Raw genomic sequence first — 16,096 nt, forward strand, 5'->3', positions numbered from 1 at the left:
AGATACTCAGGATTGTGACGCGTTGCCATGATTCTGTTGGAGAAAAAACAAACGGCTAACTTAAGCCGCCTGTTTAGTTTAAACCATAGATTTGAGTGCTTCGCGAATCAGTTGTTCACTGCTCATATCCGGCTGAGCGACCTGAGATACGGCTTTCGATGCTTGAGCGGGTTTGTAACCCAAGGCCAACAACGCACTCACCGCTTCCTCTTCAGCATTCTGATCTTGAATGGCGGCAATCGAGTCAAGTGGCGCCGCATCGGTTGCAGGCGTAAATAAATCACCAGCCCCCCAGCCTTTCAAGCGGTCTTTCATTTCCACAACTAAACGTTCAGCGGTTTTTTTACCTACGCCAGGCAATTTTACCAAGGTTGAAATGTCTTCTCGTTCCACGCAAGCGACAAACTGGCTGGCTGTCATACCTGAAAGGATCGCCAGACCCATTTTAGGCCCAACACCATTGGCTTTAATCACTTCACGGAACAACGCACGTTCGTTCACGGTATTGAAACCATAAAGCAACTGCGCATCTTCACGTACGACAAAGTGTGTATAGATAATGGCTTCTTCACCGATATTGGCGAGTTCATAAAAACAGCTCATCGGCATTTGTACTTCATAGCCGATACCGCCGACTTCAATCAGAACTTGTGGGGGTAGCTTTTCAATCAGTGTGCCGCGAAGACGTCCAATCACTGGGAATCCTTGGTTTTGATGAGATGAGAATGACCAAGATGATAATCAATAACTGGATGGATAGCCAGTAAAAGATAGGCAATGCAGGAGGCACAACGCCTCCCGAGATTGGATCTAGCGGTAGCGGCCGCGTCTGGCGCTGGTTGCATGACCAGCGAGCGCGATCAGGGTCTTGTTAGTGTTGGCGTGACAGATAGCCACCCCAAGCGCATCAGCCGCATCGGCCTGCGGTTTGGCTGGCAACTTCAACATTTGCTGCACCATGTGTTGCACTTGAGTTTTATCTGCCCCACCAGTGCCCACCACAGCCTGCTTGATCAAACGCGCCGCGTACTCAAATACTGGCAGATCGGCATTCACTGCGGCAACAATTGCACTGCCCCTCGCCTGCCCAAGTTTGAGTGCAGAGTCGGCGTTTTTCGCCATAAAAACTTGCTCAATGGCGAACACATCCGGTTGAAACTGCGTGATGATTTCACTCACACCAGCATAAATTTGTTTCAAACGCAGCGGCAGCTCTTTCTCGGAGGTGCGGATACAACCACTCCCCAAATACTGAAGGTGACGACCTTGCTGACGAATAACGCCGTAACCAGTAATACGAGAGCCCGGGTCAATGCCCAGAATAATAGACATGAATGATCCTAATTTCTGATATCGCTATCGACAGCGATAACGCAGGTGCTTGCTAAAATGGCGTACAAAAAGAAAGTGGGCGACGCCGCCCACTTTACACAATCGTTATTTGCGACGCCATGTCGTACCGCTTGGGCCGTCTTCCAGCACGATACCCATCTCGTTGAGCTTGTCGCGAGCCATATCAGCATTTGCCCAATCTTTGGAAGCGCGAGAATCGTTACGCAGTTTGATCAGCGCTTCAATTTCTGCGACTTCATCATCATTGCCGGCGTCGCCTTTCAGGAACGCTTCAGGATCTTGATACAAGATACCAATCACATCTGCCAGTTCACGCATCAACGCGCCAAGAGAGCTTGCTTTATCGGCGTCTTCCGTTTTCAGACGGTTCACTTCACGCGCCATATCAAACAGAACAGAATAAGCTTCTGGCGTATTGAAGTCGTCATTCATCGCCGTCGTGAAACGAGTGAGATACTCTTCACCACCCGCCGCAGGAACGGTCATATCCAGACCGCGCAATGCCGTGTAGAGACGCTCCAGAGAAGCACGAGCCTGATTAAGGTTCTCTTCACTGTAGTTTAACTGGCTGCGGTAATGGCCAGACATCAGGAAGTAACGCACGGTTTCCGCATCGTAGTGATTCAACACATCGCGAATAGTGAAGAAGTTACCCAGAGACTTCGACATCTTCTCTTTGTCGACCATCACCATACCGCTGTGCATCCACGTGTTCACGTACTGCGTATCGTGCGCGCAGCAAGACTGAGCGATTTCATTTTCATGGTGTGGGAACTGCAGATCTGAACCGCCACCATGAATATCAAAATGGTTACCCAGAATCGAAGAATTCATTGCAGAACATTCAATGTGCCAGCCAGGACGACCCGGTCCCCAAGGTGATTCCCAAGTCGGCTCACCGGGCTTGGACATTTTCCACAGCACGAAATCTAGAGGACTACGTTTCGCCATGTCGATATCAACGCGAGCACCCGCTTGCAGTTGATCCAAGTCCTGCTTCGACAGCTTGCCGTAATCGTCGAACTTGTTCACTTCAAACATCACGTCGCCGTTGTCTGCAACATAAGCAAAACCACGATCAATCAGGCGCTGAACCAAATCAATGATTTCCTGAATGTAGGCTGTTGCGCGTGGCTCAACGTCCGGACGTTTGATGTTCAGCGCATCAAAATCAGCGTACATCTCTTGAATCAGACGTTCAGTCAAAGATTCGCAAGATTCCTGATTCTCCGCCGCACGTTTAATGATTTTGTCATCGATATCAGTAATGTTGCGTACGAAGGTCAAATCGTAGCCAAGGTAGCGCAGGTAACGGGCCACGACATCAAACGACACAAAAGTGCGGCCGTGACCGATATGACAGAGATCGTATATTGTGACTCCACAGACATACATGCCAACTTTACCAGCAGTAATGGGTTTGAATTCCTCTTTCTGTCTTGTGAGCGAGTTATAAATCTTCAACATGATCTCTATCTAATTACCGTTAAAACCAAAATAGTGGCACAGTATAACAACTCTGTTATCGCTAGGTCATCCATTTGATGTTTTGAATGAACAAAAAGTTAGGCTAAAATTCGGTATTCATACAAAACAAAGCAAAGGTAATGCACATGATCACCCTTCACACAAATTTTGGTGACATTAAAATTCAGCTGAACGAAGAAAAAGCGCCAGAAACCAGCGCAAACTTTCTGCAGTACTGCCGTGACGGTTTTTACGACAACACTCTGTTTCACCGTGTTATCGATGGCTTCATGATCCAAGGCGGCGGCATGACGTCTGGTCTGCGTGAAAAAGCAACCCGTTCACCGATCCGTAACGAAGCAAACAATGGCCTGAGCAACAAAGTGGGCACCATCGCGATGGCTCGTACCATGGAACCGCATTCAGCAAGTTCACAATTCTTCATCAACGTAAACAACAACACGTTCCTAGACTTCCGTTCAGAAAGCCGTGATGGTTGGGGCTACTGTGTATTCGGTGAGGTTGTCGAAGGCATGGACATCGTGAACAAGATTAAGGGCGTAAGCACTGGATCTTACGGCATGCACCAGGATGTACCGCTGGATGAAGTGGTGATCACTGGCACGACTATCGAAGAATAATCGATCAAAGGAGTGCGCTAGGCGCGCTCCTTGTTCCTGAACTTATGCATACATTATTTATTTCAGATCTCCACCTGACTCCCAATCGCCCCGACATCACTCACTGTTTTACTCAGTTTATGCGCAGCGAAGCCACCAAAGCGGACGCTCTGTATGTGTTGGGTGATCTGTTTGATTTCTGGATTGGCGACGACGATCCCACGTCATTTGCTGAACAGATAAAGCAAGAATTTAAACACCTGACGTCTAACGGTGTGCCTTGCTACTTTATTCACGGCAACCGCGATTTTCTGATTGGCCGCCGTTTTGCCAAAGAAACTGGCGTCACCTTGCTGGATGAAGAAGCCGTGGTTGATTTATACGGGACTTCAGCTGTGATTCTGCACGGCGATACGCTTTGCACGGAAGACGTACGATATCTGGCATTCCGCGAAAAAGTCCATCAACCTTGGTTACAGTGGATTTTTAACCGTCTGCCCTACTTCATTAAAAAACGAATTGTTGCCAAAATTCAAACCGATATTCGCTCTGACAAAAGCCAAAAGGCGATGGAAATCATGGATGTCACGCCAGACGAAGTGGCGCATGTTATGGATAAATATGGCGTAGATCTGATGATTCACGGTCATACTCATCGTCCTGCCATTCATCAGGTTAATGATGGTTCTCAAAAAACACGCATTGTTCTGGGTGACTGGTATACCCAAGGCTCAGTATTGGTCTATTCTAACAACGGTTATTCATTAGAAAATCGTCGTTTTGAATCGCAATTATGATTTGAATCGCAAACAACGGCCTGATCTTTTGAGATGATGCCAAGCAATGAACTCTGGTATTGATATTAATCACAATACAACAACGATAAGATTCAGCCTTGACGTACTCTTACATTGCACGACAACCCATTCTGGACAGTGACCGAAAAACCGTCGGTTATGAACTCCTGTTCAGAGATGGGCCCAAAAATACCTTTCCTGAAATCGACCCGGATCTTGCGACCAGTCGCTTGTTGTCCGATCACTTTCTTTCTACTCATTACAACACGCTTGGTAATCATCTGGGGTTTGTGAATTTCCCGTATCAGAGCCTGATAAATATGATTCCGACGCTATTTCCAACCAATAGTTTGGTTGTCGAGGTTCTGGAAGATTGTGAGCCTACAGGAGAGTTGCTAGAAGCTGTACGCAAGATGTCACACATGGGGTACAAAATTGCGCTGGATGACTTCGTACCGAGCCCTGAGTGGAAAGCATTTCTGCCTTATGTTTCTATCATCAAGTTTGATATTCGCATCGTACCGATTGAAAAAGCCCGCCTATTCATTAACAAATTGAAAGGCTCAAAAATCATCTTTCTTGCTGAGAAAGTTGAGACCTATGAAGAGTTTGAACAGGCAAAAGCCGCCGGCTTTCGCTATTTCCAAGGCTATTTCTTTAGTAAGCCAGAACTGATTCAACGCAAAGCATTGGAGCCTGCGTTCTTAACCGTAGTTCAACTGTGTAAAGAGATTGCCAAAGACGAAATAGATTACAAAGAGCTGGAAGCCTTGATCGCGAAAGACGTCACCTTGTCATACAAACTCCTGACATTTGTGAACTCATCTGCCGTTGTCAGCTCTAAAATTCAGTCCTTTAAACAAGCTTTGGTGTATCTGGGCGAAGAGCGTCTGCGTAAGTTTGTTTCGCTGGTCGCGATCGCCTCTACACACAGCGACAAGCCGGATTATCTCTATGGCTTATCCATTCAACGCGCGCGCTACTGTGAACTGGTGTACTCGCGCCTGAGTGAAAATCGAGATATGGGGAACGCGTTTCTGACGGGCATGTTTTCATTACTCGACAGCTTGCTTGATCAGTCTCTGGAATCCATCATCAATGAGATGCCCGTCGAAGAGAGTGTAAAGCAAGCTCTGGTAGCAGAAAGTGGCACTCTCGGCGATATCCTTGCCCTGACAAAAGCGTATGAGCAGGCGGAATGGGATAAAGTCTCTGTCTTTGCAACAAAACTGGCTATCAGTGATGAAGTCCTCAGTAGTTGCTACGATGAAGCTGTTAGCTGGACCGCAGATTTACTGAATCTCAATAGTTAAGTAATTCCGTTCTCGTGCTCGACACTCTGCGGCTAAGCTCATAGACTGTGCGCGTTTCAATCAAGTTTCAGAGAGCAACCCATGACTGCGTGTTATTGTGGTAGCGGTAAGACCTATACCGACTGCTGCCAACCTATTCATCAGGATCATAAACAAGCCCACACTCCGGAACAGCTGATGCGTTCACGCTATTGTGCTCATGTGCTCGGATTGGTGGATTTTGTCATCAATACTTACCACCCATCATGCAACGCCGAATCTGAACGCGAAGCGATTGCAGAATCGGTGCAAAGCGAATGGCAAAGACTTGAAGTGGTCAGTACTGCATCTGGTGCCCATGACGATGAAGGCTATGTGCATTTCAAAGCGTATCTATTGGACCAACATCAAGAATTTTGCTTGGAAGAGCGTTCACGTTTTTTACGTGAAAATGGTTTGTGGTACTACATTGATGGCGAATTTCCGCAACAAAGTGTTTCCCGCAAAGTAGGAAGAAATGATCCTTGCCCATGCGGCAGCGGCAAAAAATCCAAAAAGTGTTGTGGGCAATTTCAGTAGGCAATCACTTCGTTCCCATGCTCTAGCATGGGAACGCATATTTATAGCACCAGCGATACCAAATATCTGTTCCCACAGAGGGCCATGGGAACAAGAGTAAAGTAGTAAATATAAATATTTTGGGGAAAAAACGCCACCAGTGCGATTACTGCAGGTCAACCAACCACTTACGAAAGTCTTTACGCTCGTTTGGAGACAATTTCAAATACAGCATTTTTGCTCTTTGCATTTCTAGGCTATCCTGGCCAGCAGACTTCGTTGCCTGCTGCGTACCGTTTACACGACTCGTATCGACGATGGCACTGCCCGCAAAAGTAATACCGTTGGCTGCGTTATAAATAGCAAGTTGCTCGTCAAGGTTTGAATAAGGGAAAGTACCCTTTTTCCCCACCATTTTAACTTGCTCGTAGTCGATATTGATGCCATTGAGAATAACATTCCAATCAATCTTATCGTCCTCAAAAACTTTTTTAGCTTGTAATACATTATTCAGTTGTGGACCATCAATGTCCAGTTCGCCACCATTAACATCCAAGGTAAGAATGTAAGGCGCTGAAGTGAAGTTACCACGCTTTTCTCCTCGGCCTAACATTGTATTCATACGCAATACAATTTGATTCGCCCCCGCCGCAAGCGTAAATGGTTTATTCATCTGCTTTGCATCTTGGCTATTAATAAATAGAACCTCGACTCCTTGGTCTACATCCAGTTTCGTGGTCACCGCATCGACATTCGCATAAGCGGAACTCAAACTCAGCGCAGATAGCGCCATTAAAATCGAAGTCCAAATTGTACGTTTCATGATTTAACCCTTTTTTATCATTAAGTTTTATACCCAAATAATCTCAATGCTTTGATATCATCATACAATTGAAGCTCAGTTGGGTATAACGCTTACAGCTTCCCTATGTAATCAAAAAGGCCGCATAAATGCGACCTTTGGATTACATTTAACTTGATACCAAGTTATTAGAATGTGTAGTAGATACCTGCTACAACACCGTCACCTTCAACTTTGTTGTCGTTGTCTGTTTTGTCTTCAGCATCAGTGTATTCAACGAACGCTAGGATGTTACCAGAAACTGCGTAGTCTGCACCTACAGTGTAGTAAGTGATTTCTTTGTCGTTGTCACCGTCAGTGAAACCAAATGAAGTGTAAAGACGTGCTTTTTCGATTTGGTAGTCTAGAGCAGCAGAAACTGTTTCTAGATCTGAAGCGCCATCAATGTCTTCTGAAACGTAGTTCACTGCTGCACCGAAGCCAGCGACGTGCATACGTGCTGCCACACCCATGATTTTATGATCGTCGCCAAGGCCACGATTGCCTTGATCTTGGTAAGACGCGCCTACAGTGAACATTTCGTTAAATGCGTACTGAGCAGACACACCGTATGCTACATCTTTATCTTCATCAGAAGATAGGTAAGAATCAGCAATTAATTTAAGACCACCAGTTGTGTACTTCATTGACACAGCATGGCCAGCAGACTCAATAGAGTTAACGAAGTCATCCATGTAACCTAGGCCTTCGTTAGTGTTGTCGATTGTGATTGCGTCTAGAGAGTCACCGAAGTCACCAATTTCACCTGCAGCGATACCAAAGTTTTCACCGAAGTTGAAACCGAAGTAAAGGTCATCAGTCTTCATAGCGTTATCGTCTGACGACGTCAATTGGCTTTTCCAACCGTCGAAACCGTTGCCGTTTTCGATTTCGAAAGAACCGAATGCAGTTACGCTATCGTTCAGCTTATGTGTTGCATCGATCTGGATTTTTGCCCATAGGTCGATGTCAGCATCAGTACTGTTTTTAGTTGCTACACCACTAGTTGTTGTTTTAGTGTCAGCTGCACTTACGTAAGTATCGATTTCACCTTTCACGTTGAACGCTGTAGTACCGTCATCGTAGATGTTGCCGGCTGCAAGCGCAGAAGTAGAAATCGTTGCAACTGCCAATGCTAAAAGAGTCTTTTTCATATTAATCCACTGCCTTTTCTTAATTGGGAAGTCCGTTTCGATTCCCTTTTGTTTTTTAGATGATGGTTTCCCAACTCTGCGGTTGGTTGCCATCGCCCACTAAATTCGAGGTTTAGATTGCAAAAGATTATGCTGCGTGTCAAATGTGAAAAAAAATATTCCTAAAATAAGAACAAATTAAACAAAATCAATATTTTACATATAAATTTCATAATGCTTCGGCGAAGTTCTAATCAAAAAACTAAGAATAGGTAAATGTTAAAATTTTTAACATAATAGATTTTTATTTCTTATATACATAAAAAATAAAGCTATGTCAGAATAAAATATAGTAAAAATCACCTTTGTGGAGCTTTATATTTTTCATAAATCAAAATTAATTTAAGTGTATGAAGGTTCAGTTTTTTTTTGTGAACGAGATCTAGATTTGTTCTAAAAGCATACGATTTCGTGAACTACGTATCGCTTAGCAAACTGTGCTAACATCCGGGACCCGATACGCAGGTCACATTATGCTTACTACCAAAATTCAACAATCGATACGCAACAGCTACCAAAACCTCCAAAATCAGCTCGACAATTTTGTGCCTCGCCGAGCTCAGAATTACCTTGTTGCGGAAATTGCAAAGACACTTTGTGGCAGTTATCACAAGTCTACACGCATGCTTGTTGCTGAAGCTGGCACGGGCATCGGTAAATCCCTTTCCTATTTGATGGCCACGATTCCGGTCGCCGTGACTAATAACAGGAAAATCGTCATCTCTACGGCTACCGTGGCACTACAGGAACAGTTGGTGCACAAAGACCTGCCTCTTTACCGCCGTATCACCGATCAAAAATTTACTTTTATTCTGGCTAAAGGGCGTCAGCGCTATTGCTGTACCGAGAAACTGGCGGCAGCCTCTGGCACCGATGGTGGTCAGATGGCAATGTTTGAATCTAAGCCAGCAGAAAAAGACATCGAACAGCTCCAGCTGCTCTATACCGAGTTGTCGCAAGGCAACTGGGACGGCGATCGTGATTCTTGGCCAGAGCCGATATCCGATACCGTTTGGAATAGCATTGTGAGCGATAAGCACAGCTGCAACGGAAGTTTTGCCGCACATCGTCAATGTCCTTTCCAAAAAGCCCGTTCAGAGCTGGATAAAGCCGACGTGATCATTGCCAATCACAGTCTGGTTATGGCTGATGCAGATCTCGGCGGAGGCATTATCTTGCCGGAGCCAGAAAATACTATTTATGTGTTTGATGAAGCTCACCATTTACCGCATGTAGCACGGGAGCATGCTTCAGCCGCCGCGACAATGAAAGGCGCCGCTGCCTGGTTGGAAAAACTCAATCAGTCGCTCTCAAAACTGGCAAACCTTGCGGATGAAAAACGTGTATCGCGCTTTAGAAATGAAGCACAAGACGCACTCCAGGCATTGATTCCGGCTTTAAATCAAATGCCAAAGCACTTTGAAGCCAGTGCTTTTGAAGACAAGCGCTATCGTTTTGAGCATGGCGATTTACCAAGCTGGCTAGAGGAAGAAGCCAAAGATCTCAAACGTCAAAGCCAAAAGGCTAATCAGGCCGTTGCAAAGATTGCTGATCTGATTGCTGAGAGGGTTAAAGATGGTGAGTTAGCGCCTCGTCTCGCTGAGCCAGCACTTGCCGAACTGGGCTTCTTCATTCAGCGACTGGAAAATCTGGCTCAGGTGTGGCACCTGATGGCTGAACCTAAGCGGGAAAAAGGCGCGCCACTTGCTCGTTGGCTGGAAATCAGCCCAGAACGCGAAGGCGACTACGTAGTTAACGTCTCTCCATTGGAGATTGGTTGGCAACTTGACCAACAAATTTGGAGTCGCTGTGTCGGCGCAATATTGGTCTCAGCAACCATGCGAGCCCTTAACTCATTTAATTTTTTCTGTCGTCAGGCAGGCATCAGCGAAAAAGCGGAAGACGGTGTCCAATTCCTTGCGCTCGCGTCACCATTTGATTATCAAAATCAAGCAGAGTTGCTGATCCCTAAAATGCAATACGAGCCTCAAGCACCAGAATACACAGATCATCTTGCGAATAAGGTCGAAGAATACATTCAGGACGGTAAGGCGAATCTGGTTTTGTTTGCTTCCTACTGGCAAATGAAGGAAGTCGCTGAAAAAGTGGCTAAACTTTTTATAAAAAAAGGTTGGGCACTGCAGGTTCAAGGTGAAAAATCCAGAAAAGAAATTCTAAATAAACATAAAACGCTTGTTCAGTGTGGGAAAACGAGTGTGTTATTCGGTACTGGCAGCTTTTCTGAGGGTTTGGACCTACCGGGTGAGCTGCTGGAAAACCTCATCATCACCAAAATACCGTTTGCGGTCCCCACTTCCCCGGTGGAGCAAGCGCATGCAGAATATATCCAGCATCGTGGTGGCAATCCTTTTTTGCAAATTACGGTACCTGAAGCGAGCAAGAAACTGATTCAGTCTGCGGGCCGTCTACTGAGAAAGGAACGAGATTGTGGTAGAGTCGTGATCCTTGATCGACGTGTAGTCTCAAAACGTTACGGTAAAGCGCTGCTTGATTCGCTACCACCGTTCAAAAGGACGATTGAGTATTGATGTTTAAGACAAGCTAAGCCTACCCAGCGGTGAGATTATGAGTGATTTTGCAAGATTGACGACTCTGTTGGATGATTTGAAACGCAGTGCAGCGCAGATAGACCGCGTCCGCGGCGAACATCATCATCCACTTTTTGATGCCGTGCTGTTTCATTGCCATGGCAAACTGCTGACTCCTTGCGTTCAAGAGGCCGAAAGCACCCTGAGTGCGATTCTCCGAGAACAGCAAGCTGGCAAGCTCACTTCGCAACGGGCCGAGTACTTAACAGAGCGACTACTGGCACAGGTTGCGGCGATTCAGCGTGAACTCTCGACACAATCCATACGCAAAAGTGAACCCAAGCACAGCAGCTACTATCGTAAACCGATCAGCGACCTGTATCAGGACTTAGCGCAGCATCAGGATTGGGAACGGCGCCTCATGGAAATGGTGCGCGACAAACAATATGCGTTAGAGCAGGCCTCGGTATTTCAGAAGCAAGCAGCTCAACAAGCGTTACTTGCCGTCGAGCAGCGTCTCAAGCGCTGTCAGGAAGCCAAAGCGAAAATCGAGAAACAAATAACCTACAGAGAGAAACACCAATAAATGAGTCAGTCATCTGTTCCTTTAAACGATGCACCAGACGAGATCAAACTCGCGGTCGATCTGATTTATCTGCTCGAAAGCAATGAGGTGGATCCTCATGTCGCATTAGCCGCGCTGGAAATCGTCAAAGGTGACCTTTTGAACAAGCTAAAAGAAAAGAGCGCCTGAGCGCTCTTTTCTATCTTCATACCTTAAACTGAGAAACCAGTTGTTGCTGCCTTTGGCTCAATTCACTGATTTGAGCTCCGACCGTCTCCGACTCGCCTGCTTGCTCGAGAATTTGTGCGCTAAGATCGCGGATGTTAGCCACGCTCTGGTTAACCTCCGCAGAAACCGTCTGCTGCTCTTCAGCGGCTTTCACAATTTGCGAGTTCATATCGTTGATGGAAGCGATCGCTTCAAATACCTGACTCAATTCTGTGACCGCATTCTGAACTTGGTGTGCGGTGCCATTAGCCAATTGGTTGCCATCCTGAATGGCCGCCACCACATCACGAGTTCCTTTTTGCACTTTCTCTATCACCAAACGAATTTCACCCACCGAATCCTGCGTGCGACTGGCAAGATTTCTGACCTCATCCGCCACCACCGCAAAACCGCGACCTTGCTCACCGGCGCGGGCAGCTTCTATCGCTGCGTTAAGAGCCAGTAAGTTAGTCTGCTCCGAGATCCCTTCGATGACTTCCAGTATTTCCGTGATATTGGCATTGTTCTGCGCCAGTTCTTCTACCACAGGAACGGCTTCACTCATTTTCTGTACCAGTTTACGCATTTCTGCTTCTGATGCTTCAATGACGTTCTGGCCGAGCTGAGCTGAATGATTAGCCTGCTCTGCTGCTTTCACCGCGTTTTCTGCGTTGTGAACCACCAAGCTCGCCGTTTGCGTCATTTCCTCAGACGCTGTCGCAACCAAATCGACTTCTTTGAACTGCGACTCGCTGCTCAAGCGCGTTTGCGCAGCGGCGACTTTAGATTGCTCTGAGGTTGCAGCGACCGAGTGAGTGGCATCAACGACCTGGCGAATGATCGCCTGCAATTTATCTAAGAACTGGTTGAACCCCAGCGCCAACTGGCCGACCTCATCTTGAGATGAGACCGTAAGACGTTGTGTTAAGTCCCCTTCTCCGGACGCAATGTCTTTCAGGCGCACAACCACAGCCCGGATCGGTTTAACGATTCGGGAAGCTGTCAGCGCAATAATCAATAACCCCAACACAACGAACACGGCACCTGCCGCCAACTCTGTTTTGACGCCACTGGCCACTTGGCTTGAGATCACTTGATCCAACTCATTCGCATCGGCAAGCACACTGCTGCGCGGCATTTCAAAAATGACGCCCCAGGTTTGGTTAGCGACATGAATTGGTGCAAACACCGTTAGCCAGCGGCCATCTTGTGTCCATTGAGTTTTTACTGCATCGCCGAACAATAAGTCAGTCACTTGCTCACCACTGAGTGTCGAGCCCGAGAATTTCTGACCAATAGGCAATGACGTGTCATCGCTGGCGATTAGCGTACCATCCAGACTGATGATAAAAACTTTACCGCTTCCGCCAAACAAGCTGCGGTCAGAATCCTGAGCGATTTTCAGTAGCGGATTCAGTTTTAAATCGATGCCGTAGAAGCCGACTGGCGCATCATCAATTTTAATCGGAACAGAGATGGATGCCGCCAAAACGCCGCCATTTTCCTGTTCGATTAAGCGAGGAGTCGATACACAGGTATCCCCGCTGGTAAGCGGACAAGAGAAACGTTCTCCATCTTCTGATGCGGCTAACGCCTTTTCGCTCAACACATTGGCAATGACATTCTCGCCATTGGGCGTCGTCATCCAGTACGGTGCAAAACGTCCGGAGTCATTCGAGCCAACATAATCGGCATTGATGTAGTTGCCATCCTCGTTATCCAGCATGTTTGGCTTAAAAACCAAGTAAGCGCCATCGATGGTCGGAAAATTAAGTACAGACTTTCGGACCATCTCATCTAAAGAAGTACGAAGCTCTTCGCTCGCGCCAAAGTTCTCTTCGGCGTTAGTTTTCAGAAACAGCGCATTGGAGGCCAGCATTTCGGCACGGTAGGTGGCTTCATTGAGAAACTCGGCGATTTCGGTTGCGTTTAATTGAGCACGAGTTTGCAGCAGTTGCTGAGACTTGCTGATTACCGAATCTGCGCTCTGCTGTTTGATAATTTTTTGATTATTGACTGCGTTATAAACCGAGAAGCCAATAAGAGAAAGTGACGTTACGAGCAGACAGATACCTGCCATTAGCGTAATTTTCCACTGAACTGATAGTGTTCGCATACAACATCCTTATGCTTGCGCCATTTGCCCTTTAAATGAACAAGGAAGCCTGAAATTAGACCACAATCTATCGATTTATCAACCGAAAGTTTACATCGATTTTACAACTTTCTGACTAAGACAGTATTGCAGAGTTTTTTCGTCTTGTACTCGCATTCGAAGCTGGTAACATCAATCGCTAAGATCATAATAAAGGACAAACCATGAAAATTATTAGTTTTAATATCAATGGCTTGCGCGCTCGACTTCACCAACTCCAAGCCGTCATTGATAAGCATCAGCCTGATGTAATTGGCTTGCAGGAAATCAAAGTTCACGATGAGGCCTTTCCGCTCGAAGACGTAGAGGCGATGGGTTATAAAGTTTACTTTCACGGCCAGAAAGCACACTACGGCGTGGCGATGCTGTGCAAGCACGAACCATTAGAAGTTCGCAAAGGTTTTCCTTCCGACAATGATGACCATCAAAAGCGCATGATCATGGCGACCTTCCTTAATGAACAAGGTGAGAAAGTCACCGTCATGAACGGCTACTTCCCTCAGGGCGACAACGTGAGCCATGAGACAAAATTCCCCTACAAGCGCCAGTTCTATAAAGATCTGATGGGTTACCTCAACGAATATCACAGTCAGGATGAGCAGTTGATCGTCATGGGTGATATCAATATCAGTCCGATTGATCTCGACATCGGTATCGGTGAACCTAATCGCCAACGCTGGCTGAAAACGGGTAAGTGTTCTTTCCAACCAGAAGAGCGTGAATGGCTGAAAACGCTGCTGGATTGGGGTTTTGAAGATACGTTCCGCAAGTTGCACCCAACCGTTGACGATCAATTTTCGTGGTTTGATTACCGCTCGAAAGGCTTCGACGACAACCGGGGGCTGCGTATCGACGTGATTCTGGCGACACCATCGCTGGCAGCAAAATGTGTGGAAGCGGGGATCGATTACGAGCTGCGCGGCATCGATAAGCCGTCTGATCATGCGCCGATCTGGTCAGTATTCTCGGCGTAATCCTTTACCCAACTGATTTGCCGACAAAAAAGCCCCGTTGTACGGGGCTTTTTTAGCTATTTTGTACCGTCCTATCATTCAGCTCAGCGGACGAAGATACGCGAGGAAACGCTTTTCCGCTTTCTTAAAGCAGAAAATAATTATAAACGTCAGCGACATGTAGAATAGTCCAGCGGTCAGAAACGACTCAAACGGCGCATAGTATCGAGAGTTGACCAATCGCGCAGCGCCCGTCAGATCCATGATGGTAACAATACCCGCAACTGCACTGCCATGGAGCATGAAGATCACTTCGTTACTGTAGGCTGGCAGCGCACGGCGCAGTGCACTTGGCAATACCACTCGACGATAGGTTTTCCAAGTCCCCATGCCGTATGCTTTCGCAGCTTCAACTTCACCTTTTGGCAAACCATTGATGGCACCGCGAATAATTTCCGCAGTATAGGCCGACGTGTTCAATACGAAAGCGACCAGCGCACAGAACCAGGCGTTCTCCCATAATGTGCCTTTAACCGGAAAGAACTGATCCATACCGTAGTAGATCAGATACAACTGAACCAGCAGGGGTGTTCCACGGAAAAAGTAAATGTAGCCCCACGCAGGCGTACTGATTACGTAGTTGCGGCTGTTACGGGCAATGGCCAACGGAATGGCAATGCTCAGACCAATCACCAAAGACAGGCCAACCAGCCATACCGTGGTCCACAAACCACTGAAGTAGATTGGCAAGCTTCCGATAATTAAAGAAAAATCCATAGCGCTCTACCTCGTGTGAATACTGAATTTACGTTCAACGATCTTTAAAAGACCGGTTGAAACACTGGTAAACAGCAGGAAGATGATCGAGACCGCCATATAGAAGGTAAACGGCATTTTCGTTGAGCCCGCAGCCAGCGAGCTCATACGCACCATGTCTTCCAGGCCGATGATCGACACCAACGCAGTGGTTTTAAGCAGCACCAACCAGTTGTTACCAAAACCCGGTAACGCATGACGGATCATTTGTGGCAAAAGAATACGACGGAATGAAAGCGCAGCGCTCATGCCATAGGCTTTAGCGGCTTCCAGCTCACCTTTATCGACAGCCATGATCGCACCACGAAAGGTTTCTGCCATATAAGCACCAAAGATAAATCCGATGGTGAGTACGCCGGCGATGAACGGGCTGACATCAATATAGTCCGGCAGATATGAGACCCACTCATGGTTTGGATCGCTTGAAGCAAACCAGTTGTTGAGCCATTCATTGATGGCGTACAGACTGTTATTAAGAAGAATTTGGCCACCAAAGAAAATCAGCATCATCAGAACCAAGTCCGGAATGCCGCGAATAATCGTGGTGTAAAGTGTGGCAATGGCTCTTGCCCAACGGTAAGGCGCCAGTTTGGCTAGTGCGCCCAACATGCCCAACAACATCGCTAGTAACAGTGACAGCACGGCCACTTCGATGGTCAGCACGGCTCCTTTGAAAATGGAGGCTTCGTATCCATGTAAATCCAGCATAAAAATTTTCCTAGTCCCTTAG

General features: G+C 46.8%; 16 protein-coding genes. 8 read left to right on the forward strand and 8 right to left on the reverse strand.

Translation table 11 applies throughout. The features are described 5' to 3' along the window. Positions 1–78 precede the first annotated feature (78 nt). From ruvA to cysS, 3 genes are all read right to left on the reverse strand, one after another. Positions 79–696: a Holliday junction branch migration protein RuvA gene (gene ruvA / locus JIG40_RS14700; protein WP_199465577.1), complete on the reverse strand. Its 618-nt coding sequence runs from the start codon at positions 694–696 to the stop codon at positions 79–81. Positions 697–810: 114 nt separating this feature from the next. Beyond that, positions 811–1,332 (reverse strand): crossover junction endodeoxyribonuclease RuvC, encoded by a 522-nt coding sequence (gene ruvC, locus JIG40_RS14705; protein WP_024374575.1) that lies wholly within the window; start codon positions 1,330–1,332, stop codon positions 811–813. Positions 1,333–1,437: 105 nt separating this feature from the next. Then, positions 1,438–2,820, reverse strand: a complete 1,383-nt coding sequence (gene cysS, locus JIG40_RS14710; protein WP_024374576.1) for a cysteine--tRNA ligase — start codon at positions 2,818–2,820, stop codon at positions 1,438–1,440. Positions 2,821–2,966: 146 nt separating this feature from the next. On the opposite strand from cysS, the gene JIG40_RS14715 reads away from it, so the two are divergent. The 4 genes from JIG40_RS14715 to JIG40_RS14730 all read left to right on the forward strand — a co-directional run bounded on the left by JIG40_RS14715 (position 2,967) and on the right by JIG40_RS14730 (position 6,108). Further along, positions 2,967–3,461: a peptidylprolyl isomerase gene (locus tag JIG40_RS14715; RefSeq protein ID WP_020327756.1), complete on the forward strand. Its 495-nt coding sequence runs from the start codon at positions 2,967–2,969 to the stop codon at positions 3,459–3,461. Positions 3,462–3,505: 44 nt separating this feature from the next. After that, on the forward strand, positions 3,506–4,237 hold the full coding sequence (gene lpxH / locus JIG40_RS14720; RefSeq protein WP_024374805.1) for a UDP-2,3-diacylglucosamine diphosphatase: 732 nt from the start codon (positions 3,506–3,508) through the stop codon (positions 4,235–4,237). 98 nt (positions 4,238–4,335) lie between these two features. Next, entirely contained in the window at positions 4,336–5,550 is a 1,215-nt protein-coding gene (locus JIG40_RS14725; protein ID WP_199465578.1) for an EAL and HDOD domain-containing protein, read from the forward strand. A gap of 81 nt (positions 5,551–5,631) precedes the next feature. Continuing rightward, positions 5,632–6,108, forward strand: coding sequence for a YchJ family metal-binding protein (locus JIG40_RS14730; RefSeq protein ID WP_199465579.1), 477 nt, complete (start codon positions 5,632–5,634; stop codon positions 6,106–6,108). 145 nt (positions 6,109–6,253) lie between these two features. Here JIG40_RS14730 and JIG40_RS14735 read toward each other — a convergent pair whose 3' ends face one another. Together JIG40_RS14735 and JIG40_RS14740 are read right to left on the reverse strand one after the other, a co-directional pair. Continuing rightward, positions 6,254–6,910, reverse strand: coding sequence for a DUF2057 family protein (locus tag JIG40_RS14735; RefSeq protein WP_199465580.1), 657 nt, complete (start codon positions 6,908–6,910; stop codon positions 6,254–6,256). A 167-nt stretch (positions 6,911–7,077) separates the two neighbouring features. Beyond that, positions 7,078–8,082 carry a porin gene (locus JIG40_RS14740; RefSeq protein ID WP_199465731.1) on the reverse strand — a complete coding sequence of 335 codons (1,005 nt, stop codon included), beginning with the start codon at positions 8,080–8,082 and terminating at the stop codon, positions 7,078–7,080. Between the two features lie 512 nt (positions 8,083–8,594). Between JIG40_RS14740 and dinG the strand changes: the two genes are divergently transcribed. The 3 genes from dinG to rsmS are packed head-to-tail and all read left to right on the forward strand — an operon-like array spanning position 8,595 to position 11,424. Beyond that, on the forward strand, positions 8,595–10,670 hold the full coding sequence (gene dinG / locus JIG40_RS14745; protein ID WP_199465581.1) for an ATP-dependent DNA helicase DinG: 2,076 nt from the start codon (positions 8,595–8,597) through the stop codon (positions 10,668–10,670). 37 nt (positions 10,671–10,707) lie between these two features. Then, the gene (locus JIG40_RS14750; RefSeq protein WP_020430066.1) at positions 10,708–11,256 is read left to right on the forward strand and encodes a primosomal replication protein; all 549 of its coding nucleotides are present in this window, start codon (positions 10,708–10,710) and stop codon (positions 11,254–11,256) included. Then, positions 11,257–11,424 carry a pleiotropic regulatory protein RsmS gene (rsmS, locus tag JIG40_RS14755; RefSeq protein ID WP_044367860.1) on the forward strand — a complete coding sequence of 56 codons (168 nt, stop codon included), beginning with the start codon at positions 11,257–11,259 and terminating at the stop codon, positions 11,422–11,424. Between the two features lie 16 nt (positions 11,425–11,440). Here the strand turns inward: rsmS and JIG40_RS14760 are convergent, their stop codons facing one another. Then, the gene (locus JIG40_RS14760; protein WP_047456885.1) at positions 11,441–13,558 is read right to left on the reverse strand and encodes a methyl-accepting chemotaxis protein; all 2,118 of its coding nucleotides are present in this window, start codon (positions 13,556–13,558) and stop codon (positions 11,441–11,443) included. 203 nt (positions 13,559–13,761) lie between these two features. Between JIG40_RS14760 and xthA the strand changes: the two genes are divergently transcribed. Continuing rightward, complete coding sequence (gene xthA / locus JIG40_RS14765) at positions 13,762–14,571, forward strand: exodeoxyribonuclease III (protein WP_020327766.1); 810 nt, start codon at positions 13,762–13,764, stop codon at positions 14,569–14,571. Positions 14,572–14,649: 78 nt separating this feature from the next. Here the strand turns inward: xthA and JIG40_RS14770 are convergent, their stop codons facing one another. Both JIG40_RS14770 and JIG40_RS14775 read right to left on the reverse strand, forming a co-directional pair. Then, the gene (locus JIG40_RS14770) at positions 14,650–15,327 is read right to left on the reverse strand and encodes an ABC transporter permease (RefSeq protein WP_154184581.1); all 678 of its coding nucleotides are present in this window, start codon (positions 15,325–15,327) and stop codon (positions 14,650–14,652) included. 6 nt (positions 15,328–15,333) lie between these two features. Then, complete coding sequence (locus JIG40_RS14775) at positions 15,334–16,074, reverse strand: ABC transporter permease (protein ID WP_020327768.1); 741 nt, start codon at positions 16,072–16,074, stop codon at positions 15,334–15,336. Positions 16,075–16,096: the final 22 nt, after the last annotated feature.

Origin of the sequence: Vibrio sp. bablab_jr001, assembly GCF_016464285.1 — a bacterium.
GTDB classification, from domain to species: domain Bacteria; phylum Pseudomonadota; class Gammaproteobacteria; order Enterobacterales; family Vibrionaceae; genus Vibrio; species Vibrio fluvialis.